Annotated in this window: 22 protein-coding genes; 13 read left to right on the top strand and 9 right to left on the bottom strand. The window is 59.5% G+C overall.

The genetic code is table 11. The annotated features are described in order from the left end of the window. Positions 1-400: 400 nt before the first annotated feature. The 5 genes from BFP89_RS03735 to BFP89_RS03715 all read left to right on the top strand — a co-directional run bounded on the left by BFP89_RS03735 (position 401) and on the right by BFP89_RS03715 (position 7,057). The gene (locus BFP89_RS03735; protein ID WP_065884207.1) at positions 401-2,134 is read left to right on the top strand and encodes an OPT family oligopeptide transporter; all 1,734 of its coding nucleotides are present in this window, start codon (positions 401-403) and stop codon (positions 2,132-2,134) included. Positions 2,135-2,293: 159 nt separating this feature from the next. Beyond that, entirely contained in the window at positions 2,294-2,695 is a 402-nt protein-coding gene (locus tag BFP89_RS03730) for an InvB/SpaK family type III secretion system chaperone (RefSeq protein WP_065884205.1), read from the top strand. A gap of 49 nt (positions 2,696-2,744) precedes the next feature. Next, entirely contained in the window at positions 2,745-4,337 is a 1,593-nt protein-coding gene (locus BFP89_RS03725; RefSeq protein WP_065884203.1) for a hypothetical protein, read from the top strand. A gap of 206 nt (positions 4,338-4,543) precedes the next feature. Continuing rightward, on the top strand, positions 4,544-5,950 hold the full coding sequence (gene gabP, locus BFP89_RS03720) for a GABA permease (protein ID WP_065884200.1): 1,407 nt from the start codon (positions 4,544-4,546) through the stop codon (positions 5,948-5,950). A 21-nt stretch (positions 5,951-5,971) separates the two neighbouring features. Beyond that, positions 5,972-7,057, top strand: a complete 1,086-nt coding sequence (locus BFP89_RS03715) for a choline metabolism transcriptional regulator GbdR (RefSeq protein WP_065884196.1) — start codon at positions 5,972-5,974, stop codon at positions 7,055-7,057. Between the two features lie 70 nt (positions 7,058-7,127). Here the strand turns inward: BFP89_RS03715 and BFP89_RS03710 are convergent, their stop codons facing one another. After that, positions 7,128-8,894 carry a S8/S53 family peptidase gene (locus BFP89_RS03710; protein ID WP_065884195.1) on the bottom strand — a complete coding sequence of 589 codons (1,767 nt, stop codon included), beginning with the start codon at positions 8,892-8,894 and terminating at the stop codon, positions 7,128-7,130. Between the two features lie 131 nt (positions 8,895-9,025). Between BFP89_RS03710 and BFP89_RS03705 the strand changes: the two genes are divergently transcribed. The 5 genes from BFP89_RS03705 (at position 9,026) to BFP89_RS03685 (ending at position 13,293) form a co-directional block, all read left to right on the top strand. Continuing rightward, a complete protein-coding gene (locus BFP89_RS03705) occupies positions 9,026-10,480 on the top strand; it encodes an MFS transporter (RefSeq protein WP_065884192.1) in 1,455 nt (484 codons plus the stop codon). Between the two features lie 102 nt (positions 10,481-10,582). Next, positions 10,583-11,314 carry a BPL-N domain-containing protein gene (locus BFP89_RS03700; protein ID WP_065884189.1) on the top strand — a complete coding sequence of 244 codons (732 nt, stop codon included), beginning with the start codon at positions 10,583-10,585 and terminating at the stop codon, positions 11,312-11,314. Between the two features lie 83 nt (positions 11,315-11,397). After that, positions 11,398-12,117, top strand: a complete 720-nt coding sequence (locus tag BFP89_RS03695) for a hypothetical protein (protein WP_065884187.1) — start codon at positions 11,398-11,400, stop codon at positions 12,115-12,117. 59 nt (positions 12,118-12,176) lie between these two features. After that, positions 12,177-12,761: a hypothetical protein gene (locus BFP89_RS03690; protein ID WP_065884185.1), complete on the top strand. Its 585-nt coding sequence runs from the start codon at positions 12,177-12,179 to the stop codon at positions 12,759-12,761. A 298-nt stretch (positions 12,762-13,059) separates the two neighbouring features. Beyond that, the gene (locus tag BFP89_RS03685) at positions 13,060-13,293 is read left to right on the top strand and encodes a hypothetical protein (RefSeq protein ID WP_034136025.1); all 234 of its coding nucleotides are present in this window, start codon (positions 13,060-13,062) and stop codon (positions 13,291-13,293) included. A gap of 59 nt (positions 13,294-13,352) precedes the next feature. Here the strand turns inward: BFP89_RS03685 and BFP89_RS03680 are convergent, their stop codons facing one another. The 8 genes from BFP89_RS03680 to BFP89_RS03645 all read right to left on the bottom strand — a co-directional run bounded on the left by BFP89_RS03680 (position 13,353) and on the right by BFP89_RS03645 (position 20,027). Continuing rightward, a complete protein-coding gene (locus BFP89_RS03680; protein WP_065884183.1) occupies positions 13,353-14,075 on the bottom strand; it encodes a hypothetical protein in 723 nt (240 codons plus the stop codon). Between the two features lie 122 nt (positions 14,076-14,197). After that, entirely contained in the window at positions 14,198-15,820 is a 1,623-nt protein-coding gene (locus BFP89_RS03675) for a methyl-accepting chemotaxis protein (RefSeq protein WP_065884181.1), read from the bottom strand. A gap of 323 nt (positions 15,821-16,143) precedes the next feature. Next, positions 16,144-16,386 (bottom strand): hypothetical protein, encoded by a 243-nt coding sequence (locus tag BFP89_RS27010; RefSeq protein WP_083208009.1) that lies wholly within the window; start codon positions 16,384-16,386, stop codon positions 16,144-16,146. Between the two features lie 136 nt (positions 16,387-16,522). Next, on the bottom strand, positions 16,523-16,741 hold the full coding sequence (locus BFP89_RS03670) for a hypothetical protein (RefSeq protein WP_057725804.1): 219 nt from the start codon (positions 16,739-16,741) through the stop codon (positions 16,523-16,525). A 144-nt stretch (positions 16,742-16,885) separates the two neighbouring features. Continuing rightward, the gene (locus tag BFP89_RS03665) at positions 16,886-17,353 is read right to left on the bottom strand and encodes a DUF1203 domain-containing protein (RefSeq protein ID WP_065884179.1); all 468 of its coding nucleotides are present in this window, start codon (positions 17,351-17,353) and stop codon (positions 16,886-16,888) included. A 233-nt stretch (positions 17,354-17,586) separates the two neighbouring features. Then, entirely contained in the window at positions 17,587-18,147 is a 561-nt protein-coding gene (locus BFP89_RS03660; RefSeq protein WP_065884177.1) for a hypothetical protein, read from the bottom strand. A 168-nt stretch (positions 18,148-18,315) separates the two neighbouring features. Beyond that, positions 18,316-18,831, bottom strand: coding sequence for a hypothetical protein (locus BFP89_RS03655; protein WP_065884175.1), 516 nt, complete (start codon positions 18,829-18,831; stop codon positions 18,316-18,318). Positions 18,832-19,142: 311 nt separating this feature from the next. Further along, positions 19,143-20,027, bottom strand: a complete 885-nt coding sequence (locus BFP89_RS03645) for an AraC family transcriptional regulator (protein ID WP_065884212.1) — start codon at positions 20,025-20,027, stop codon at positions 19,143-19,145. 139 nt (positions 20,028-20,166) lie between these two features. Between BFP89_RS03645 and BFP89_RS03640 the strand changes: the two genes are divergently transcribed. From BFP89_RS03640 to BFP89_RS03630, 3 genes are read left to right on the top strand one after another with little or no spacing between them, the layout of a single operon-like run. Continuing rightward, positions 20,167-20,910, top strand: coding sequence for an SDR family NAD(P)-dependent oxidoreductase (locus BFP89_RS03640; RefSeq protein WP_065884211.1), 744 nt, complete (start codon positions 20,167-20,169; stop codon positions 20,908-20,910). A gap of 11 nt (positions 20,911-20,921) precedes the next feature. Continuing rightward, complete coding sequence (locus BFP89_RS03635) at positions 20,922-21,323, top strand: VOC family protein (protein ID WP_065884171.1); 402 nt, start codon at positions 20,922-20,924, stop codon at positions 21,321-21,323. Then, complete coding sequence (locus BFP89_RS03630; RefSeq protein ID WP_065884169.1) at positions 21,320-22,297, top strand: saccharopine dehydrogenase family protein; 978 nt, start codon at positions 21,320-21,322, stop codon at positions 22,295-22,297. Before BFP89_RS03635 ends, BFP89_RS03630 begins: the two co-directional genes overlap by 4 nt. The last annotated feature ends 3 nt before the right edge of the window (positions 22,298-22,300 follow it).

The raw sequence follows: 22,300 nt of genomic DNA, 5'->3' as shown, positions 1-22,300 counted from the left end.
GGCGTCCTGCCGGGTTGCCCACGGATTCAAGCCTGCGTTCGGCCAGCGTGGTTTAACGGGGCGCCTGAGATCAAAAGCAAAAGCGCGGCGGCCTCAGAGCCGACCGGCATCATTTGCCGGTCCGCGATCCAAATGTGGGAGGGGGCTTGCCCCCGATGGCGTCCTCCGGGCCGGCCAGGATGCTGGATCAGACCGGGTTCGGCCAGCGTGGTTTAACGGGGCGCCTTAGATCAAGATCAAAAGCCAGATCAAGAGCGGCTCGCTTCGCATCGTGGTTAGCGTTGGGCACTACAGCGTTGTGTAGATACCTATGGCTATCGGGCAAGCCGCATCGATGAACCTTCGAGCCTTTCAGCGCTCACTTATGAGGTGGCACTGTTTTTCGTCGAAAGGAATCTGCATGCACCCCACCTCGGCAATCACCCCGGTAGAACGTGAACTCAGCCTGCGCGCGGTCATCACCGGGATCCTGCTCGGTATCCTGCTCACGCCGTCCAATGTGTACGCCGGCCTCAAGATCGGCTGGTCGTTCAACATGTCGATCATCGCGTTGCTGATCGGCTACGCGATCTGGCAGGGCCTGGCCAAACGCTCTGCTGCGCCATTGCCGTGGACGCTGCACGAAAGCAATATCAACCAGACCGTCGCCTCTGCCGCGGCGTCGATCATTTCCGGTGGGCTGGTCGCGCCCATCCCGGCCTACACCTTGCTCACGGGCAATCAACTGGAGGCGATCCCGATGATCGCCTGGGTGTTTTCCGTGAGCTTCCTGGGGATCTGGATCGCGTGGTACCTGCGGCCCTCATTGCTCAACGACAAGGCGCTGAAGTTTCCCGAAGGCATGGCCACCCTGGAGACCCTTCTGCATATCTACAACCACGGTCGCGAAGCGGCGACTCGCTTGAAAGTGCTGCTCGGCGCCGCGTTGTTGTCGGGGTCGGTCAAGTGGGTGGATACCTTCCTGTGGGCGTTGCCGCGCTGGTCGCCGACGGCCCAGTTGGAACGCCTGACGTTTACCACCGACCCGTCGCTGTTGCTACTCGGTTTTGGTGGCATCATCGGTCTGCGCGTGGGCCTGACCTTGCTGCTCGGCGCCTTGCTGGCCTGGGGCGGGTTGGGGCCCTGGCTGTTGGCGCACGGGCTGGTGCACGTTGCGCCGGGCAGCAGCGGGCCGCAATTCGCCGCACTGGTGGAGTGGCTGCTGTGGCCCGGCGTGAGCTTGATGGTCTGTTCTACCCTGGCGTCCCTGGCGATTCGCTTGTGGGCATTGCACCGAACCACCCGCGCGGACGGCGGCACGCCCTGGACCCTGCCAAAGCCGGGCCCGGCTGCGGGGTTTGCCCTGGCGATCATCCTGGTCGTGAGCCTGCAGGCGTTGCTGTTCGGCATCAACCCGTGGATGGCGCTGCTCACCATCCCCCTGGCCATCTGCCTGGCCGCCGTGGCCGCGCGGGTGGTGGGCGCCACCGGCATTCCGCCGATTGGCGCAATTGGGCAATTGTCCCAGCTGAGTTTCGGCATCGTCGCGCCGGGGCAGGTGCCGATCAACCTGATGAGCGCCAACACGGCCGGCGGTTCGGCCGGGCAATGCACCGACTTGATGAATGACTTCAAGGTCGGCAAGGCGATTGGCGCCACGCCTCACAAGCAAGTGATTGCGCAGGTCCTGGGGATTTTTGTCGGCAGTATCGTGGGTGTATTCGCCTACCTGGCGCTGATCCCCGACCCACAGACCATGCTCCTCACCGAACAATGGCCGGCCCCGGCCGTCGCCACCTGGAAAGCCGTGGCGCAAACCCTGACCCACGGGCTGGACTCGTTATCGCCGAGCATTCGCTGGGCCATCGCCATCGCGGGCTTGATCGGCGTGTTGCTGGGTGTGCTCGACAGCACCTTGTCTGCACATCGCGCGCGCTATCTGCCCAGCGCCGCCGCCCTGGGATTGGCGTTTGTACTGCCGGCGTCCATTTCGCTGATGATGGCTTTGGGAGCGGTGCTGACCTGGTTGGTCAACTGTCGTTGGCCAAACCTCACCGAGCGCTTTGCAATTACCGCGGCGGCCGGGCTTATTGCCGGCGAGAGCATCACCGGCGTTGGGGCTTCGTTGTGGCAAATGATGGTGCAGGCGGGCTGATAGGCAAATCGCGCAGCTATTGCCCAATGGAACTGTTCGTGGACGGCCGCCACTCATCTCTCGCCTCTCTCACATTCGCTGAGCAGGGCGCCAACGGATAACTCAGGGACGCCAGTTATAACTCCAGAAGCAAGGCTGCTTACGCTGAGGGGATAGGCCGTGAGTTCTGATATTGCGAAAATACTCCGCGAAACCCTGTTGGACCTTGGCGTACCCCAGGAACGTCTCGGCTCCTTTGATCGCCACTCCTCGATCGCGCTTAACTTTAAAACGATCAGCCCGATCATGCTCACTGCCGACCGTCATGGGGTGTGGATGTGGAGTGAGTTGAAAAATCTGAACAGCGCCACGCTGAATATCCATGCGGAAAAACTGCTGCTTTCCCTGCAACACGCATTGCCATCGGTGGTGACCGGCCAGCCGGTGTTGGGCAAAGGTCTGCGCGGTTACGAAGTCAAAGCCCTGCTGGACGACGCGTGCACGGGGTCGGCCAAAACATTGCAGATTGCGTTGGATGGTTTTTTCAACCTGATGACATCGCTGCACAGTATTTTCAAATAAACCGTCGCAACGACGCTCGCCACCTTATTCAAAGGTAGAGGCAACCACTATGCTGATCAATAATGATAACGGCTCCAGCGCGGCGGCCCAATTGCAGGCTAACGCTGGTAATCGGGTGTTGAAGAATGTCGAGTTTGTGAAGAACTTCGACTCCATAAAAAACAAACCTATTGAAGTCACTTCCAATGCCCTGCCCACGGTCACGCTCAAAGCCGACGGGCAAGCGCGCCCCGTCGGTTTTCTGTACGACGGCCCGCAGGTCGCGCAAATCAGGAACGGTGCTATTTATAACGCCGTGATTGACAGTGATATCGTGGAAAAACACTCCCAGGACCGTATCGCGCCGGGCAAGGCGTCCATCAAGGATGGCGCGCTGAGCCTGGGCTTGAACAGGTTCAGGATCGCGGGGCCGGCTGAAACCGAAACCCAGAAGATCCTTACCCGACTGCGTGGCATTACCGATCCGGAGCAGCGTAGAGCTGAGCTGACCAAGCTGGTCGCCAACGGCTCCCCGCACGCAGCCGAAGGTTCGATGAGGCTGAAAATGGTCAACGACCCGGTGCGGCGCGCATTCGAAAGTTACTATGCCAAGCATGCCCTGCAAGATTATTTCCGTTCGCCGGAAACCTATAAAACCTTTGTCGCTATCTCAAACAATCAGGTCAATTACATCAAGGACAACTACGTGTCTGCGCCGCTGTTCGAGAAATACGAGGCCGCCTGGAAGAACCAGCGTTTCGACACGAGCATCGAGGGTTTGGATCAACTCCAGGGTTTCTATACGCGTGCCGAGAAAACCCTGGAAACCCTGAATATCTCGCCCGAGGCCAGGACGGCCTTGTTTGATATCTACAAACATCGTTATTTAAGTTACGCGCTGAGGAATGAGCCGGATGTTGCGGCAAAACTCCCGGCGGGCCATTGGGACGGCGTGTTTGATCCCATCAAGGCACCCGGAAAAGGCCGTATTGAACTCAACGCCCGAGAAGGTAATTTGTTCCGGCAGGCAGACAGTCATAACGTCGGTATTTTGCGAAATATCGATGCGACCCCCCGGGACTTGCGCCTGAATGAGCCTTTCAATATCAAATATGAAAGTGATTACCAGAGCCAGTTGCTGGCCGGCGCCAGTACCCGTTGCCCCGACAGGCTTGAGATGCAGGATCCCGAGCATCCGGATGCATCCAAGCCGGGTTCTTATGTGAAGACCTTGTTTGAAAAAGGCACGGGGACTTACGTTAACGGGCCGTCGGGTTCGATTGTGATCGAACAGGGGGCGGTGCGTGCCTGCAAGGATGTGCATGCCAATACCCGGCCGGACGACCTTGAAGCCTATTTGGCCATTCAATCCGCGCTGTTCATTTATGTGGATGGCGGGCATTCGATGGATGAAATTTCATATGCGCTGGCCCATCCGGCTGTACGCGGCAAATTGCTTGAAACGTTCCCGGGAAGGCCCGGCTTCGAGCACATCGGCGATAGGCTTTTCATGAATGACAGCGCCCTGGAAAACGCCGCCAGGGACGCCGCGGTCTTCAATGAGGTGCTCAAGGCCAAGGATGCCGTGCATCAACACATCACCCATGGCAACCCGGCGGGCCAGGCCGCTCGGACAACCACCAAGGCGCCCCGTGTGGTTTAACGGGGACGCCCAAGATCAAGAACGGCTCGATTCGCAACCTGAGGAGCGGTCCGGCCGGGCTTGGGGTGCAGGCGCGGGTTCGCCGGACGCTGACACCGATCGGCAAATGTCGAGATCAGACACGATGATGGCGTACTCAGGCTACTTTGGCCCGGCGCAGCGCCCTTAAGGTGAGGGGTATTGGTCGCCCGAGAACAACAAAAACAATGAATAGCCTAAATTCCAACGATTCCAACGGTCAGTTGGCGCAGGGTTTCAAGCCGCGCCACGTCACCATGTTGTCCATCGCAGGCATCATCGGCGCGGGGTTATTTGTCGGTTCCGGCCATGCCATCGCGGCGGCGGGGCCGGCAGTGTTGCTGGCGTATCTGTTCTCCGGCCTGCTGGTGGTGCTGGTGATGCGCATGCTCGGGGAAATGGCGGTGGCGCGTCCCGACACCGGTTCCTTTTCTACCTACGCCGACCAGGCCATCGGCCGTTGGGCGGGCTTTACCATCGGCTGGCTGTATTGGTGGTTCTGGGTGTTGGTGATTCCGATCGAGGCGCTGGCTGCCGGTTATGTACTCAATCAGTGGTTTCCCCAGGTTGATGCGTGGCTGTTCGCCTTGTTGTCGATCATCCTGCTGGTGATCACCAACCTGTTCAGCGTGGCCAAGTACGGTGAATTCGAATTCTGGTTCGCGATGGCCAAGGTGATCGCCATCATCGGGTTTATCGGCCTGGGATTCAGCGTGCTGATGGGCTGGGTGCCTGAGCACGAAGCCAGTGGCTTGAGCCGGTTGATGGAGGAGCACGGTGGTTTTGCGCCTAACGGTTTGTCGGCGGTGGTCGGGGCGTTCATTACCATCATGTTCAGTTTTATCGGTACGGAGGCGGTGACCATCGCCGCGGCCGAATCGAGTAATCCGGCGCAGAACATCGCCAGGGCGACACGCTCGGTGATCTGGCGCATCGGTGTGTTTTACCTGCTGTCGATCTTCGTCGTTATCTCCGTGGTGCCCTGGAACGACCCGTTGCTGGCGTCCGTGGGTTCCTATCAGCGCGCGCTGGAATTGATGAACGTCCCCAACGCCAAATTCATGGTCGACGTGGTGGTGTTGATCGCCGTTGCCAGTTGCATGAACTCCTCGATCTACATCTCCTCGCGCATGCTGTTCTCCCTGGGTAAACGCGGTGACGCGCCTGCGGCGCTTAAACGCACCTCAGCCGCGGGCGTGCCCAGGGCGGCGGTGATTGCCAGCACCATCATCGGCGCGGGGGTGACGCTGCTGAGCTACTTCATGCCCGCCGGTCTGTTCCAGTTTCTGCTCGCCAGCTCCGGTGCCATCGCGTTGCTGGTGTACCTGGTCATCGCCATCTCGCAACTGCGCATGCGGCGGATGCTGCTCAGGCAGAACGTCGAGCTGGCCTTTCGTATGTGGCTGTTTCCCTGGCTGACTTACCTGGTGATTGTGTTCATCTGTGCAGCGTTGGCCGTGATGATGGTGACGCCGGAGCACCGCACGGAAGTGTCCTCGACCATTGGCCTGGCCTTGCTGATCTCCTTGATCGGCGTGGTCACGGCGCGCCAGCACGGGCAGTCGGCCAAGGCCGTTGTGGTTGAGCCCTCCTGATCACGCGTGCGGAGTACTGTGATGGAACCTGACGCGCCTGCCTGCAAGACCCTCGGCTTTTTGCTGCTGGACCAATTCACCCTGATATCGCTGTCCTGTGCGGTCGAGCCCTTGCGCATGGCCAATCAACTGGCCGGTGAGGAACTCTATCGCTGGCGCACCCTCAGCCTTAACGGTGAACCGGTGTGGGCGAGCGATGGCGTGTCGGTCACACCGGATGCGGTGGCGCATGAACAGCGCGACCTGGATGCCGTGATCGTGTGTGGCGGCGTGGGTATCCAACAGGCCGCCACACCCGCGCACATCACTTGGCTGCGCAACCAGGCACGTCTGTACTGCAACCGCCTCGGCGCGGTGTGCACCGGCAGTTGGGCGCTGGCCAGGGCGGGCTTGCTCGATGGTTTCCAGTGCAGCGTGCATTGGGAGCTGATGGCCTCCATGCAAGAAGCCTTTCCCCGTGTCACGGTCAGCGCCAGCGTCTTCTCCCTCGATGGCAACCGCTTCACCAGTTCGGGCGGCACCGCCCCGTTGGACATGATGCTGCACCTGATCGGGCGCGATCACGGGCATGAACTGTCCGCGGCGATTTCGCAGATGTTTGTGTACGAGCGCATCCGCAACGAGCGCGACACCCAGCGCGTGCCGCTCAAGCATCTGCTGGGCACGCAACAGCCCAAGCTGCAGGAAGTGGTGGCCTTGATGGAAGCCAACCTGGAAGAACCCATCGACCTGGATGAGCTGGCCGCGTTCGTCCAGGTATCGCGGCGCCAGCTGGAGCGCATGTTCCAGCGCTACCTGTACTGCACGCCGTCGCGCTACTACCTCAAGCTTCGCCTGACCCGGGCTCGCCAGTTACTCATGCAGACCCCTATATCGATGGTGGAGCTTGCGGCGATCTGCGGCTTTGTGTCCACGCCGCACTTTTCCAAGTGCTATCGGGACTTCTTCGGCGTGGCACCCAGTGACGAACGCTCGGACATGCGCCTGCGCCTGCCGATTGCGCCGCGCCCTGTGGCCAGGCCGGGGGCGCCGGCCAAACCCAAGAACATACTGGAGCAGGCACGGGAAGAATCGACGTTTGCCAGTGTGAAGCTGCAGCGGCGTTGAGGTGCGCGGGGCTGCTGCGCGATAGCCTTGGCTCAGGCGACGAAACTATCGATTATGTCGCCGCGCGCCACTACCGCACCCGCGTACGACTCTGCACCGCCAGGTCCAGCGCCTTTTGCATATCCAGCCGCGCCGAGCGCCCCACGTCCTCGTCATTGAGCTGGTAATTGCGCTCCGACGGCAGGATCGGTGCCGTGAGGTCCTGGGCGTCGCTGCGTTCGAAGTCGTGGTTATCGCCGATCGCCAGGGCGCTGCGGCGCAACAGCATGCGCAGCTGTTCGGGCTGCAACTGCGGGTTGATCGACAGCATCGCCGCCAGCAGGCCGGCGACCATCGGCGTGGCGTAGGAGGTGCCGCAATGCACGGCGCCTTCCTGGTCGGCGCCTTTTGTTGAAGCGTGAGCGCAGGCGGCGGCGGTGATGTCGACGCGCATGTCCACGTTCGAAGAGCTGCGCGTGACGGCGTAGGCGGGATCATCAACGGCAACGTCGTTGCGCTCATTGCGCTGGTGCCCACCCACCACCAGCAATTGCTCGGTGACGAAGGAGGAGGGCAGGCGGTACTCGTCGCTGCCCGAGAAGGCCGAACCGTTACCGGCGGAGTTCACCACGATCACGTCGGGGTGTTCCTTGCGCAGCCACAGGAAGAACTCTTCGAGCAGTTCTTCGTAGCCGCTCATGGCTATTCCTGAACGCACCAGCGAGTCGACGTCATGGCCGTTGACGTCCTTGGTGCCGACGCGATGAACGCCCCAGCTCCAGTTGAGCACGCGCACGCCGTCCTCCACGAGGTTGACTGATGCGGCGATGTTGGCGGTGATTCCGGCATCGGAGTTGCGCTCGACAATCACCTCAAAGCCCCCGCCGGCCTTGTCCAGGCCACGCAAAAAGCCGGTATTGCCGCCGTTATTCCAGCCTGCCGCGAGGATGCCGGCGACGGTGGTGCCATGGCTGTGCGCCGAACCCGTATCGCCCGCGTAGACGCAGGTGCGCTGGGGCGCGCAGGCGCCCAGGTAGTCAGCGAAATCCGCCGTGTCGAAATCCACGCCACGCTCGATCACCCCGATGCGCACCGGTTGCGGCACGATGGGCGTGTGCTGGCCCGGGATGCGTCGCTGGTAATAGGCCACCGCATCGAGAAAGCGGTTGGCGGCCCATTCATCGGAGTCGGGCGCCGGCTTCTTCGGCGCCTCACGGCGAGGGGCGGCCTGCTCGGCTTCTTCGGCGGCGGACTCTTCGATGACCACCGCATCGACGCTGGTCTCGCTGCCCAAGCGCAGCACCAGGGCGTCGCGCTGGATCAGGTCGGTGGCGGGCAGGCGCAGTTGAAAAACGTTCAGCGGCGCGATACTGCCCACCACCGTTGCCCCGTATTTGCGCGCCAGACGCTCGGCTTCCTGGCGGCCATTCTGGTCCTCTTCGATCAGTACGCTGACCAGATCGACATAGGTGGTCAGGCCGTCCATGTTCTTCGCCACTTCGCTGGGCCCGGCGGCCACTACCTGGCTGTTGCGCAGGCTCAGCCAGGCGGCGTTGCTGGCGCGCGGGCCGTCTTCGAGCCACAGCGGGCCGCTCTGGTAGCGGCGGCTGTCCAGGCGCAGGCGCAGGTGGTCGCCGTCGCGCTGCACAGCATCTTGCGGCAGCACCTTGCCGCCCAGTTTCAATTGCGCGGTGGTATCGCCCATGCCGCGCACGCGCAGGCACCAGTCCTGCTGTTGGTTATCCAGCAGGTCACCGCAGCGTTTCAGCTGTTCCAGGCGCAGGGGTTCCTGGGAGGCGAGCGCCGTACCGGCGGCCAGGCTCAACAGCAGTGCGAAAGCAGTAGGGTTCAGAGGCATCAGTGGGTTCCTTGCCGGGGCCTGATAGTGCGACTCCGCCAATCGCCCCTTCGTTCAGCGCAACCCCGTTGAACTCCCCCTCAAAAGACTCACTCATAACTGACGAGGGACTGCACATGACGGATGTGACAATGACCCAACCACACTCCACCACCCCTGGCGCGCTGTTCGAAACCGACCTGCCCGCACGCCTGGACCGCCTGCCCTGGGGCCGCTTCCACACCTTGCTGGTGTTCGCCCTGGGCATTACCTGGCTGCTCGACGGTCTTGAAGTGACCCTGGCGGGTTCAGTGTCCGGAGCGCTGAAAAGCAGCACGGGCTTGAATTTCAGCAACGTCGACATCGGCTTCGCTGGTGGCGTCTACATCGCCGGCGCGGTGTTGGGTGCGCTGCTGTTCGGTTGGCTCACTGACCGCCTGGGCCGGCGCAAACTGTTCTTCATCACCCTGTGGCTCTATGTGGGCGCCACCGCCGCCACGGCGTTTTCCTTCAACCTGGAAAGCTTTCTGCTGTTCCGCTTCCTCACCGGCATGGGCATCGGCGGCGAATACACGGCGATCAACTCGACCATCCAGGAATTCACCCCGGCACGCTATCGCGGCTGGGTCGACCTGACCATCAACGGCACCTTCTGGCTGGGCGCCGCCCTCGGTGCCGGCGGCGCCATCGTGCTGCTCGACCCGCAGATCGTCGGCGGCGACCTCGGCTGGCGCCTGTGCTTCGGCATCGGTGCCGCGTTGGGCCTGGTCATCCTGGTGATGCGCCTGTGGTTGCCGGAAAGCCCGCGCTGGTTGTTGATCCACGGCCGCCACGCCGAAGCACAGCGCATCGTCGACGGCATCGAGGCGCGCCTGCGCGAACAGGGCCATGCGCTGGCACCCGTCACCAGTCCGCCGCTGCGCCTGCATGCCCGTGACCACACGCCATTGGCGGAAATTTTCCACACCCTTTTCGTCAGCTTTCGGCGCCGCGCCCTGGTCGGCATGACCCTGCTCACCGCCCAGGCATTTTTCTACAACGCGATCTTTTTCACCTACGCGCTGGTGCTCACCGACTTCTACCAGGTGCCTGCCGAGCACGTCGGCTGGTACGTGCTGCCTCTGGCCCTTGGCAACTTCTGCGGGCCGCTGCTGCTCGGCCGGCTGTTCGACGTGATCGGTCGGCGCGTGATGATCAGCTTTACCTATGCCACCTCCGGCGTGTTGCTGGCGCTCAGCGGCTATGCCTTCCAGCAAGGCTGGTTCGACGTGACCGAGCAAGCCATCGCCTGGATGGTGATTTTCTTCTTCGCCTCGGCAGCGGCGAGTTCGGCGTACCTGACCGTGGCGGAGACCTTTCCCCTGGAGATACGCGCGCTGGCGATAGCGGTGTTCTACGCGTTCGGCACGGGGCTGGGCGGGATCATCGGGCCGACGTTGTTTGGCGAGTTGATCCAGACGCAGCAGCGAAGCAGCCTGTTGATCGGCTACCTGATCGGCGCGGCGCTGATGCTCATCGCAGCGGTGGTGCAGGCGATCTGGGGCGTGGCGGCTGAGCGCAAGGCCCTGGAACAGGTGGCGCGGCCGTTGTCGCAGGCGGCTGGGTAAGGGGCATTTCAACGGCGGTTGGTTACAACTGTTAACGGTTTTCGCGGGCTATTCGATTTAGGCTGTGGTACGCGAATCCCATCTGCTACAGAGCGCATTCCCATGAACCTGCACGCTATCGCCGCCACGCTTCTCGTTTTCGCCGCCGCCCAGGCGCACGCCGCCACGCCGATCACCCATGTGGCCATCTACCGGGGCCCGGCAGGCTGTGCCGATTGTTCGCAAAACGTCAAGGCGGCGCTGCTGCGCCTGGACCCGCATTACCAGATCGATTTTGTCGGCGCCGATGAACCGGTCGACATCACCCCGCAAACCCTCGCGCGCTACGACCTCTACGTTCAACCGGGGGGCGGCCAGGACATCCCGGCCGCGCTGGACAGCCTGGGCGACGCGCGCGCCGATGCCATCCGCGATTACGTCGCCGGGGGCGGGCGATACCTGGGGTTGTGCATGGGCGCTTACCTGGCCGATGACAACAACCTCGGCTTGATTACCCAGGACCTCGACAGCGAAGCAGGCCGGCCAGGCTTTGAAGTGAGCGGCATCGAAGACGCCGCCGTACGCGTCACCTGGGACGGCAAGCCGGATACGGTGTTCTACCAGGATGGCCCGTACTTCCCCAAGGCCACCTCGACCTCCGCGTATACCACCCTGGCGACCTACCAGAACGGCGACGTGGCGGCCGCGCGTTACACCTATAAAAAGGGCGTGGTGGTGCTCAGCGGTCCCCATCCGGAAGCCGGGCAGGCCTGGTTCGAGGACGCCGACATCCCACTGGACAAGATGCCGCGCGGGGACCTGTTCGGCACGCTGATACGCAGTGTGCAAGAGTAAGGCTTGCTGGCCCGAGCGGGCCTAAAGATTGAGCCCCTCGCGTCGATAACCTCCATGAACCCGCCAATCATGGACCGATAGAAATGGCACTTTCCGTCAGCGCTGCCTATTTAGCCCCCACCAATACGCGCCTTGTGCCTTCCGAGCAGACACTCACGCCCAAGGCGCCGTCCGAGGCCGCCGGTCAGGCCTTGGCAAACGCCGGCCCGGCGGCTATTTATCATCCCAGCGAAGCCGCCCAAACCCTGCGTGAACCGCCGCAGGTGATCGACACCTGGATCGGCCGCTCCGAATCCCCTGAGTTTCCGCGCTTTGCCGAGCGTTTCAATGGTGCACAAGCCGTGCTGAAAAGCGCCTTCACCGCATTCGAATCAACGTTGGCCAGCACCGCACCTGACCTGGCCGCAACCGATTACGGCTTTACCGTCGAAGCCGACGGCCGCCTGAAAGTGCTCGACAAGGCCGGTCAGCTAGGCGAAGAGAATATCAAACGCCTCACCGTTCTGCTCAACGGCTCCGCCGAGCTGAAAACTGCCGCCGTGGCCTACCGCGACGCCACCATCGACATGACGGACGCGGGCTCGCCCTGGTCCGGCAGTGTCATGGGCTACTACAGCGTGACCAACGAAAACTTCGCCAAATCCATCGACCTGGCGCCGATGCTCAGAACCTATGCCCCGTCGGATCTGACGGACATCAAGGATCGGTTTTTGGTGACCCAGTTGGCGTACAAGGGGGAGCGGGCGACGGAGGAGACGGAGAGGGCGATGTATGAGCGGCGTGGGTGGAGTCTCGACGACTGAGATCGTCACGATTGCGGTACCAGGTTTTTACACTTTCCAAACCTCATTTAAGGCGTGTCATGGTAATTGCAATTTGCATAGCGGCTGTGGTTTTCGGTGTTTTTGTGGTGCGTAAACTGCGTTTGGGTAAATACTCCGATGTATCAGGCATTTCATCGCTGTTAACGTTTCTGGTTGCCGTGGCGGCGGCAGGCGTTGCCTATAATCAACTGAATGAATCAAGAGTCGCTGCTGCCAAGTCCATATACAGAGAGTACTTGAGTACGGCGTTATCCCATCCGAAGTTTTCGGCCGCCTCTTATCCGTTCAATGACCCTAAATTTAATAGTTTCAAAGCCGGCGCGGACCTTGAGCAGTACGAAAACTACGTCGCCTATTTGATCTTTTCGGCGGAGGAAGTTTTAGAAGTTGACGATTTAAGGGCGCAGCGTGGGTGGTGTGAAACTATTCGAGACCAGTTCAAGTACCATGCGCTTTATCTGAGCAGCCCTATGGCTAATGCTATGCAGTACTCCGAGGTAGTCGATAAGTTGGTCGGGGAAGGCATCAACATGTACCTGCTTGAAAAAGAAGTTGATGCTTCAAATGGAAGTCCGGCAGCCAGGATAATGCTTGAACAGCTGCGAAGTGATTGCCAGCCGTGACGCTGCGCTGGCGCATTTCTAGGGCCGAAAGCGGCTAATGCCATTCAGTTAAGCGAACACCGCCCTCTGTAGGAGCGAGCTTGCTCGCGAAAAACGTCAACGATAACGCGTGTTTCCTGAATGAACGCGGTGCCTGTGAGTTTTTCGCAAGCAAGAGCCAGGCGCCCCCTCGCTCCTACAAAAAGCCTTAACTGGCTGGCATTAGCCGAAAGCAGCCCCTTTCTTCGCCAGCCGGTTTACCATGCTCGCCCCGGCAGTGGTTACACGCGCTACCGACCTCATTCTTAAAGGTACCGCCATGTCCATCGACCAAATCTCCCTGCCCAAAGGCGTAGGCCCGCACGCCGCCAAACTCCTCGACGCCATCACCGGCGCGTCCACTCACGAAGAACTCAACCGCGCCGGCGGCAAGGCCGAAGGGTTTGTGTTGGGCCTGGAGTCCACCAAGGCCATCAAAAGCCAGATCGCCGAGTCGTTGTACGTGGCCTACGATGATGCGGCGAGCAATCGTGCCGGCGAGTTGAAGGGCTGAAGGTACGACGGTCCTGCTGCCGGTTTTTCCGCCACCAGGGCCCCGCCTCAAGGCAACGCTCAGGTTGTTTGCCGGTCCTTGCAGTCCAGGGCCAGTTCGGTGAGGGCGATCATGCGCTCGTAGCGCACAATCATGAATTGCACGTAACAGCACATCACGAAGAAAAAGGTATAGATCGCCGGTATCGCCAATAACCACGCCGTACGCTCAGCAATGCCGACCCTGACAAGTATATCGTCCAGGCTTAAAAGGGCACCGACGAGCGCCAGCAAGCCCGGAATAATACCAACCTTCTCCAGCGCGCCCGTCACCATATGCGTGCGCTTTTCCAGGCTGTCGCGCTCGCTTTTCAGTTCCAGCGCACCCAGTTTCAGCGTCTCGCGCGAGAGGGTTGCCAGTTCCGGTAAATAACGGGCCTCCACCTGCATCAGGGTTTTGACGTTCAATTCCAGCAAATTGGCGAAGGGCGCGGTGAACACTTTTTTCAGCGAGTCGCGGTACAGCAACACCCCCAGCAACGGGTAGAAAAACATCGCCAGGTAAGATAGCGCGATCAGCCCCGCACTCACGTTGTACAACCAGTAGGTGTGAGTCCATTTACCGATAACGGTCAGCGGTATGGCCAGAATCGACGGCCCGACCAGGGCAAACCAGAAGTAGGCCCTGTCGAGCCGGGCATCCTTGCCTGCCCGAGTTTGCTGGCGTTTGCTGCGCAGCGCTTGTTTGTAGGTTTGCTCGATCTCGGCGTTGATCTGCAGGTATTTTTCGATTTCCGTGGTCACTGGCTTTCCTTCATGCCTGCTGGGGGATTAGCGCCTGCGCCTTGGGATACCGGGGCCGGGCTCGCATTATCTTAACGGTAGTCTGACCCCGGTTTTCCTCTCGCAAGCCCCGAACGGACCGGCTAGGCACTCAGGCGTGCCGTCACTTCATTCAACTGCCCGGACAACCCGTGAAGGTTGTGGCTTGCCGCTTCAGTGCGCTGCACATTGTCCAGGTTGGTACTGGCAATCGAAGTGATTTCGGTGAGGTTGCGCGAGATGTCTTCGGCCACAGAGGTTTGCTCTTCCGCGGCGGTAGCAATCTGACGGTTCATGTCGCGAATGGCTTCCACCGCATGGGTGATGCGCTCCAGCATGGCGCCGGCCTGATTCACTTGCGCGACACTTTCTTCACTGCGCGTCTGGCCGCTTTCAATCGCCTTGGCCGCGTCTTCCGCGCCGGTTTGCACGGTCTGGATAATCTGGTTGATCTCGATGATCGATGTCGCCGTACGCTGAGCCAGGCTACGCACCTCGTCTGCGACTACCGCAAAACCGCGTCCGGCGTCACCTGCACGGGCCGCTTCGATCGCCGCGTTCAGTGCCAGCAAGTTAGTCTGCTCGGCGATGCCGCGAATGACCTCCAGCACCTTGCTGATGCGACCACTGTCGGTTTCCAGACGACGGATCACGGTGGCGGTGTTGACGATCTCGCCACGCATCTGGGTGATGGTGTGAATGGTGTTGCTCATGACTTTTTCGCCCTGCTGCGCGGACTGGTCGGCATCATCGGCAGCCCGTGCGGCATCGGCCGCATGACGTGCCACTTCCTGGGCGGTGGCGGACATTTCGTTCATCGCCGTCGCCACTTGATCGGTACGGTTGAACTGCTCGTTGGTGCCGCTGGCGATGAGGCCGGCGATGGCACTCAGCTCGCCACTGGCGCTGTCCAGGTCATTGGCGCTGCGCTGCAGGCGGCTGAAGGTTTCGGCAAGAAAATCGCGCAGGGTGTTGGCGGCCATGGCCAGTTTGCCTAACTCGTCTTCACGGGAGCTGACCACGCGTTCGGCAAATTTGCCTCGGCTCAGTTGCTCCACGTAGTCGATCAGCTTGCGGATGGGGTCAACCAGGTTACGGTTGATCAACCAAAGGCTCAACAGGCCGATCAACAGCCCCGAGGCGAGCATCACGGTAGTCCCCACCATCACCGTGCGATCGGCTGCTGCGCTGATCAGCGCCGATTGCTCGATGCCCTGCTTACGCAGTTCACTGACCAGTTCGCTCATCTGATCGCTGGTGGCGCGGTCAACACCTTTGACGGCGGCGTCGCCTGCGGTGGGGTCCGCCCCGGCGGCGATATAGGCATCGCGACCTTTCTGGTATGCGCTGCCCAACTGACGGTGTTCGTCACGCAGGCGTTCGATGCGGGCCTTGAGTTGGCCGTCCAGGCCCTTCTGGCCGGCCAGCTCGCCGAGGATCCCCTGTACGTCGCGCTGACGGTCTTCGAATTGCTTCCAGTATTTATCCAGGTCCGCCGGCTGCTTGCCCCGTAGCAATACGTTTTTCCACTCCTGAACCTGCACCTTGAACTGCAAGTTGGCCTCATCGATCAATTGCGAAGTATGCAGCGGACCTTCGATCAGGTTGGCGTAGTTTTGCACGCCGTTGGACAGAAAATGAAAGCAGGCCAAGGCAATCAGCAATATCGCCAGCAGGCTGGCGCTCAGCAGCGTGAGGATTTGAGCTCTCAGGGATTTTTGCAGCATGGGTTGATACTCATGACAGGATTGAGGTGCGCCGGGTTGGGCGTGAAAGACGTCCAAACTTCCCTGTCTGCGGTAGAGGTTGGCGGCTGTGGCCGCGCAAGCTATTAACCGTGTCATCGGCGTGGTAGAGCGGTTCTTGAGGGGAGTTCGACCGGCGGCGTTAGGAATTTTTATTGTGTTTCCCCTGGAGATATTCTGTTGTTTGGAGTGGAGATGAAGGGCGGCTTTCGGCGTAGCGAGGTCCCAATGTCGTTACCGAAAGACGCCTTTCGACACAAAGCGGACGTCGAGGGCGAGCTTCTGAGAATGCTCGCTAAGACGATTTACGCGGCAAAAGTAAGCACTCTTGCCTCTTGAGTATCCGCTATGAACGCATTGACTTGCTCTTGCGGATGCGGGGAAAGTTCTGGGTATTCATCTGCAAGGTATTCGATGACCGTATCTTCTTCCCAAGGGCCGAGCGAAGTCATGTAATCAGGGTACTGATTTTGAATTTCTCTCCATGATTGGTAAGGATGCTTGGAGAGCAACATGATTGTTCGGGTGTAGATAATATGAATCTGCACGAATCTATTTCCGTATGTTGACGTCTGGGACACCGCCAGACGAGTTTATATCCTTTTCAAGATTGCCTTCCTGTTGGCAGCTTCTCCCTGAATAAAGTGGTGGGCTGGACGTCCGCTTCTGGCCGATAGCTGTCACTCACTCTAGATGAAAAAGCCTCAAGATCAAGCCCGACGCTTTCTCGCCGTCTGCCTCATAAAGGCTGCGCAATGCAGCCTGATCAGTGAGTTTGTGCAATTTGAAGTGGTTATAGAACGCTTGGCCTAGTCGCTGCTGCTCGAAGCTTCCCAGGCTCCACAACCGCGCGAACTCCTCATAAGCGGCGCGTTCGATCTGCAACGACGAATCGTTTTCCATTCTCGGGCAACCATCAGCAAGGAGACCGAAACGTACCAACTCGCTATCGATCTTTCAAGTTCGCCTGTTCCACGCAGACATTCAGTTTTCGGCCAATAGGGACCAGAAAAGTAAAAAAAGAACTAGCCACCAAGACTGCGGCGACTAAGCCCTATCTATTCTCCCGGAGTAACAACCCTGCTTGGCATTGTGAACGTGAATGTAACTAACCTCTGGGTCGGCAAACATCCGAGTAACAACTGACTCCATTGCTATTCCATCAACGACGTCGGCATTGAGCATCATCCCATCATCAGCGAATGCGCGAAGTGATAACAGACGGATTCGCATAGACTGGGGTATCTGGTCGACTGTGTCATAAGCTTGCGTGGCCCACTCTCGTATGAAGATAGCGTGTGAGGCACGGTATGGCGTCTCGGCTGGTTGAGAGAGATGGTTGAGTAAAAGCACACTCTGACCTAGCTCTGCATCCTTTATTTCGATACGGTCAGGAAAGCCTGGGTTTCTGTCAACGATGTAACGCTTTATCCCGAGAGAGGCTAGCTCTTTGTCGGGCAACCCAAACAGTGACTGGAATGGCTCGGGGGAAAGGCCAGTTATACGAATTGCCATGGTTAAACTCCTATTGGTTGGAGTCGTATCAGGCTGGAATTCGTACAGCACTACTATCCGTTTCTTGCGGCCTTATTCAAGCTGAGCAAGACTGACTGCTTAGGGTCGAAAGCGATCATCTGTGAGCGGCAGCTATCGGGCCAAAAGGTGCCGCTCACCGGAGATAAATTCGAAGGTCCCAACGCCTGGAATGAGTCCCTCGTAGCCGCAAAATAAGCCTGTTGACATGCATCTCAACGCGTCGCACATTGACCTACCCGAAGAAAATCTTTAAGCGCCGCCTGATAGAGCGTCAATGGCTGATTGTCCGTATTGAATAGTGCAAGTGGAATCATCGTGAGATGTGAAAACGACGTGGAGTTTATCGAGTAGGTTTTCTGCCTGCAAAAGCGCCGATCCTTATTCAATATAAAATCAAACTTGAAAAGGTCTGTCCGAGTACACCAACTGGGGATCAAACCCAGACTCAGGGCCGTCAAGTAATCTTGTCCGCAAGCGCCGCCAGATGAGAACTCCGATATCTTTATTTCTAATGCCGGCAGGGTCGAGGCGGCAAAACTGGAGCCCGCATCCTGTGCATCGGGAATAACTTTGAGCGTCGCTGCATATGCGTCCTTGCCGAAGCGACTGTCTTTCCATGGGGAGTTTATTGCGTAACTGAAGCTGGAGATGATTTCTTGTGTGTCGGGTTCAGCGGGTTCGTTGATTGTCGGCTGGGACGAATAAGATGTGCAGCCGGAACAGAATATAGCAATGCTGATAAACACAAACCCGTTGGCTTTTAAGCGACGCATACTCAGCTTTCCCTAACTATCAATTAGCCGACATTCCTGTGACTCAATGCCGTATAGCATCTTATTTACACGCCGGATTGCCAATCAGAATAACAGCATAAAACCGGGGTCAGATCACACGTCAAATATAACCCCGCTTTTACGCTGGTAGCCTGACCCGTCTTTTCCCTAGAGCGTCGGTAACCGGTCCAACGCACAAGTACGTTCTATTTTCGGCTCACCGGCCGTGGGCACGCGTACGCCCGAATCGATATTGAATATTTCAATGTAACAACGGCTCAGCGAGCCCGGGACGTCGACAATCCCTCCCTTGATTACATAACGTGCGCCCGGCGCAAATTCGCTGACAAATGCTACGCTGCAAGAGCGATTGGCATTGGCCGCGCCGCGCATTTCCAGGTGCAGCGGCGTGCCGGCTTCAACAGGAAAAAAACCCTCCGGCGTCGAGACATTCTTATAAACGGAAACCAACTGCTTCCCCATCCCGGACTCAGTCGCCACGGTTCTGCCGTATTTGCAGCCGATGGCAGGCGCTTGAACCAGAGTCACGCCGTTTCGATAATTTTCCATAGAGACCAACTCGCTGCGGATCATCGCCTGGGGCGCCCCCGCAGGCACAAGGTATTTCGGCGCTGCGGCGCAGCCCGCAAGCAACAGAACTGAACACAGGTAAAGAGGCTTCATAATTTCCTTATCAATGGCGCAAGAGGCCGCGTTAACAGGCCTGATCAATCGCAATGAGTCAAGCAATAAGTGAGAAGAACGAGCGTCTGACCAAGCTTGAAATTAAGGTGAATCGCCCCTGGCTTGCTAGATCGGCGCAATGGCCGCTTTTGGCCGATAGCAGCCTCTTGGGCATGTGTATGACCTTTAAGCAGGGCGTTCAACGTCTTCTATCCCCGTTGCTACACATTCGCAAATTCCACTGGGTTAATTCCCCCAACGTGGCGGGTATGGTTGTCACCTAGGAAGCCACAACTGCATTCGCAGTGATCCTAGGTCTTTGTCGCTTCCAGGATTCTCCCCGCGTCCCTCGCTGGAGGTAATCCGAACACTCGTGCGTAATCTCGACTGAATTGGGTCGCGCTTTCATAACCAACCTCGAATGCCGCCGACGTGACGCTTTTGGCACTGGCGATGATCAGCATGCGCGCTTGCAGCAGGCGTACGCGCTTTTGATATTGCAAGGGGCTTAACGTAGTCACTGCCTTGAAATGACGATGGAACGCCGAGACGCTCATAGCCGCTCGCTGCGCCAGGCTCTCGACCCTGATGGGTTCGGCGTAGTCACGGCGAATCCATTGGATGGCCTGGTTTACCCTGGCCATGGCCGTGTCGGGCGCCGCGATCTCTCGCAACATCCAGCCATGAGGCCCTTGCAGCACGCGAAACAGAATCTCGCGCTCATACGCAGGGGCGAGTGCCGCGATGTCGTCAGGCTTGCCCATCAAGCGCAGCATCCGCACCCAGGCGTCCATCAATTCGGGTGTGGTAGCGGCGACCGAAAAGCCTGGATCGTGATCGTGTCGCCCGGCAGGTTTGGGCAGGTCCGCCAGCAGTGTCGAAAGCACCATGGGATCGAGTGTCAAGCTGATCGCCAGGTATGGCTCGCCGGTGACGGCAGGGTAGACAGCCCCCACAGCTGGTAACTCGATGGACATGACGAAATAGGTGGCCGGGTCGTACCGCAACGTACGGTCGCCCACCGTCATGGTTTTACTGCCCCGCAAAATCAGGTTGATCATCGGGTCGTAGACCGCAGCGAGCATGTGCTCCGGGATCTTGCCCTGGACCATCGCCACGCGCGGGATGCCCGTCTCGGTGCGACGGTTTTCGGCCTTGGCGGCGAGGGTGCGCAGTTCATTCAGTTGGCTGTTCATGCCGGGCATGCTGACGTGGCTTTGGTGCGCAGTGCAAGCGAAAAGCAGAAACAGGCAAGTTTGAAGCAGGAACCGTCGCGCTCATCAAGCCCCAGTCCCTTACCGTGGAGGCTCATTCAACGAGCAGCGGAGCATGATCATGAGCGTAATCGTCATCACAGGTGGCAGCCGCGGTATAGGTGCCAGTGCAGCGGAACACGTAGCGCAACGCGGCATGGGCGTCATCCTCACCTACAACGCTCACCCAGAGGCTGCGCAGGCGGTCGTGCAGCGCATCGAGCAGGCGGGCGGTAAAGCCGTTGCGCTCAAACTCGATGTTGCCGACGTTTCCAGCTTCCAGGGTTTTCGCAGCACTGTGACCACGGTCATTCAGGAAGTCTGGGGCACGACAGTGCTCGCAGGCTTGGTGAACAACGCGGGCTACGGTCTGCTCAATCCGCTGGAGTCAGTCACCGAGGCGCAGTTTGACGGCCTCTTTAATGTTCACCTCAAAGGGCCATTCTTCCTGACTCAGGCGTTGCTGCCACTGCTGGGTGAGCACGCCAGCATTGTCAATCTGACCAGCGCCACGACCCGCGTGGCCACCGCCGGGGTAGCGCCTTATGCAGCCTTCAAGGGCGGGCTGGAGGTGCTCACCCGGTACATGGCCAAGGAGTTCGGCGAGCGCCGTATCCGCGCCAATGCGGTTTCCCCAGGTGCGATTCGTACCGAGTTGGGCGGTGGGCTCAACGATGAGTTCGAAGACCTGCTGGCCGGGCAGACGGCACTTGGCCGGGTGGGTGAGCCCGAAGATGTTGCACGGGTCATCGCCATGCTGCTGTCGCAAGAAGGCGCCTGGATCAACGCTCAAAGCATCGAAGTCGCTGGCGGCTACATTATCTGAGAGGTGTCACCATGCTGGATCATATTTTCCTGTCGGTCAGCGACATTGCACGCTCTATAGCTTTTTACGAAGCGGCGCTCGCGCCGTTGGGCATCACAGCTCGATTGGACTACGACGGCTCGGATGGCCCGCCCGGGCATCCTGACCTGAAGGGGTTTGGCGCCAATGGGCGGATGTTCTTCTGGTTGCGCAATGGCGTCGTCGAAGGGCGGGCGCTGCATGTGGGGTTCGTCGCACACAGTAAGGCCGAGGTTGAAGCCGCCTATGGTGCGGCGCTAAACAATGGCGGTGACGACAACGGCGCACCTGGCGCGCGTTTGCACTACGATCCCGATTATTACGCCGCCAATGTGCTGGACCCGGACGGGTACAGCTTGGAATTCGTCTTCAAGAACTGGCAGCACGTCCAATGAACACACTTCTGATTTATGGCGCCACGGGCTATACCGGCCGCATGGCTGCCCATCGGGCCAAGGCACTGGGTCTGCCTTTCGAAATAGGCGGTCGCAATCGCCAGGCTCTGGTCGATTTCGCCGATCAGCTTGAAGTGCCTTATCGCGTGTTCGAGGCAGACGCCGATGCTGCGCGTTCGCTGTCGGGCATCAGTGTGCTGCTGAACTTCGCAGGGCCCTTTGCGCATACGGCTCCAGCTCTGATGGCAGCGTGCATCGTAGCCAAGGTCGACTATCTGGATATCACCGCAGAGATCAATATTTATCGGCTGGCCGAGCAATTAAGCATGCAAGCCGCCACGGCAGGAGTGATGCTGTTGCCCGGCGTTGGCTGGGATGTTGTTCCCACTGATAGCCTCGCGGCGCACGTTGCCCAGCGCGTCACGAATCCCCTGGCGTTGAGCATCGCACTCCAGGTACCGGGATCGATGTCCCGGGGGTCGGCGATGAGCGTTGGCGAGATCATCGGCGCGGGTGTGCTGGCGCGAATCGATGGCGTACTGATCTCGACCCCGGACGCCCAGCCACGCCATTTTGATTTTGGTGACGGCGAGGCCTTGTGTGTGCCGTTGTCATTCGGCGATTTGGTGACCGGTTGGCATACGACACGGATACCGAACATCGCGATGTTTGTGCATATCTCCGGTGATGCGTTTCCTGAGGGTGATTTGTCACTGCTGCCCGATGGTCCCAGTGCTCAGGAGCGTGATGCCCATCGAGCCCGCGCTGTGGTCGAGGTGATAGCGCAAGATGGCAGCAGGGTGTGTTCGAGGATCGAGACGGTAAACGGATATTCCTACACACCGCTGGCGGCCATCGAGGCGGCGCGGCGCGTTCTGGACGGTGACCGACGCTCCGGCTTTGCAACGCCCGTAGGCGTTTTTGGTAACAGGTTCGCCGAGAGCATTCCCGGAACGATCATCACCGATCTCTAGGTG

Origin of the sequence: Pseudomonas sp. 31 R 17, from assembly GCF_900004915.1 — a bacterium.
Classification (GTDB): domain Bacteria; phylum Pseudomonadota; class Gammaproteobacteria; order Pseudomonadales; family Pseudomonadaceae; genus Aquipseudomonas; species Aquipseudomonas orientalis_A.
The sequence above is the reverse complement of the archived record's forward strand: the minus strand, read 5'-3'. Positions and strand labels throughout refer to the sequence as shown.

Excerpts from the sequence above, each read along its gene's own strand:
- BFP89_RS03735 (WP_065884207.1), top strand. The coding sequence starts at position 401 with ATGCACCCCACCTCGGCAATCACCCCGGTAGAACGTGAACTCAGCCTG.
- BFP89_RS03725 (WP_065884203.1), top strand. The coding sequence starts at position 2,745 with ATGCTGATCAATAATGATAACGGCTCCAGCGCGGCGGCCCAATTGCAG.
- gabP (WP_065884200.1), top strand. The coding sequence starts at position 4,544 with ATGAATAGCCTAAATTCCAACGATTCCAACGGTCAGTTGGCGCAGGGT.
- BFP89_RS03715 (WP_065884196.1), top strand. The coding sequence starts at position 5,972 with ATGGAACCTGACGCGCCTGCCTGCAAGACCCTCGGCTTTTTGCTGCTG.
- BFP89_RS03710 (WP_065884195.1), bottom strand. The coding sequence starts at position 8,894 with ATGCCTCTGAACCCTACTGCTTTCGCACTGCTGTTGAGCCTGGCCGCC.
- BFP89_RS03705 (WP_065884192.1), top strand. The coding sequence starts at position 9,026 with ATGACCCAACCACACTCCACCACCCCTGGCGCGCTGTTCGAAACCGAC.
- BFP89_RS03700 (WP_065884189.1), top strand. The coding sequence starts at position 10,583 with ATGAACCTGCACGCTATCGCCGCCACGCTTCTCGTTTTCGCCGCCGCC.
- BFP89_RS03695 (WP_065884187.1), top strand. The coding sequence starts at position 11,398 with ATGGCACTTTCCGTCAGCGCTGCCTATTTAGCCCCCACCAATACGCGC.
- BFP89_RS03690 (WP_065884185.1), top strand. The coding sequence starts at position 12,177 with ATGGTAATTGCAATTTGCATAGCGGCTGTGGTTTTCGGTGTTTTTGTG.
- BFP89_RS03685 (WP_034136025.1), top strand. The coding sequence starts at position 13,060 with ATGTCCATCGACCAAATCTCCCTGCCCAAAGGCGTAGGCCCGCACGCC.
- BFP89_RS03675 (WP_065884181.1), bottom strand. The coding sequence starts at position 15,820 with ATGCTGCAAAAATCCCTGAGAGCTCAAATCCTCACGCTGCTGAGCGCC.
- BFP89_RS03670 (WP_057725804.1), bottom strand. The coding sequence starts at position 16,741 with ATGGAAAACGATTCGTCGTTGCAGATCGAACGCGCCGCTTATGAGGAG.
- BFP89_RS03665 (WP_065884179.1), bottom strand. The coding sequence starts at position 17,353 with ATGGCAATTCGTATAACTGGCCTTTCCCCCGAGCCATTCCAGTCACTG.
- BFP89_RS03660 (WP_065884177.1), bottom strand. The coding sequence starts at position 18,147 with ATGCGTCGCTTAAAAGCCAACGGGTTTGTGTTTATCAGCATTGCTATA.
- BFP89_RS03655 (WP_065884175.1), bottom strand. The coding sequence starts at position 18,831 with ATGAAGCCTCTTTACCTGTGTTCAGTTCTGTTGCTTGCGGGCTGCGCC.
- BFP89_RS03645 (WP_065884212.1), bottom strand. The coding sequence starts at position 20,027 with ATGAACAGCCAACTGAATGAACTGCGCACCCTCGCCGCCAAGGCCGAA.
- BFP89_RS03640 (WP_065884211.1), top strand. The coding sequence starts at position 20,167 with ATGAGCGTAATCGTCATCACAGGTGGCAGCCGCGGTATAGGTGCCAGT.
- BFP89_RS03635 (WP_065884171.1), top strand. The coding sequence starts at position 20,922 with ATGCTGGATCATATTTTCCTGTCGGTCAGCGACATTGCACGCTCTATA.
- BFP89_RS03630 (WP_065884169.1), top strand. The coding sequence starts at position 21,320 with ATGAACACACTTCTGATTTATGGCGCCACGGGCTATACCGGCCGCATG.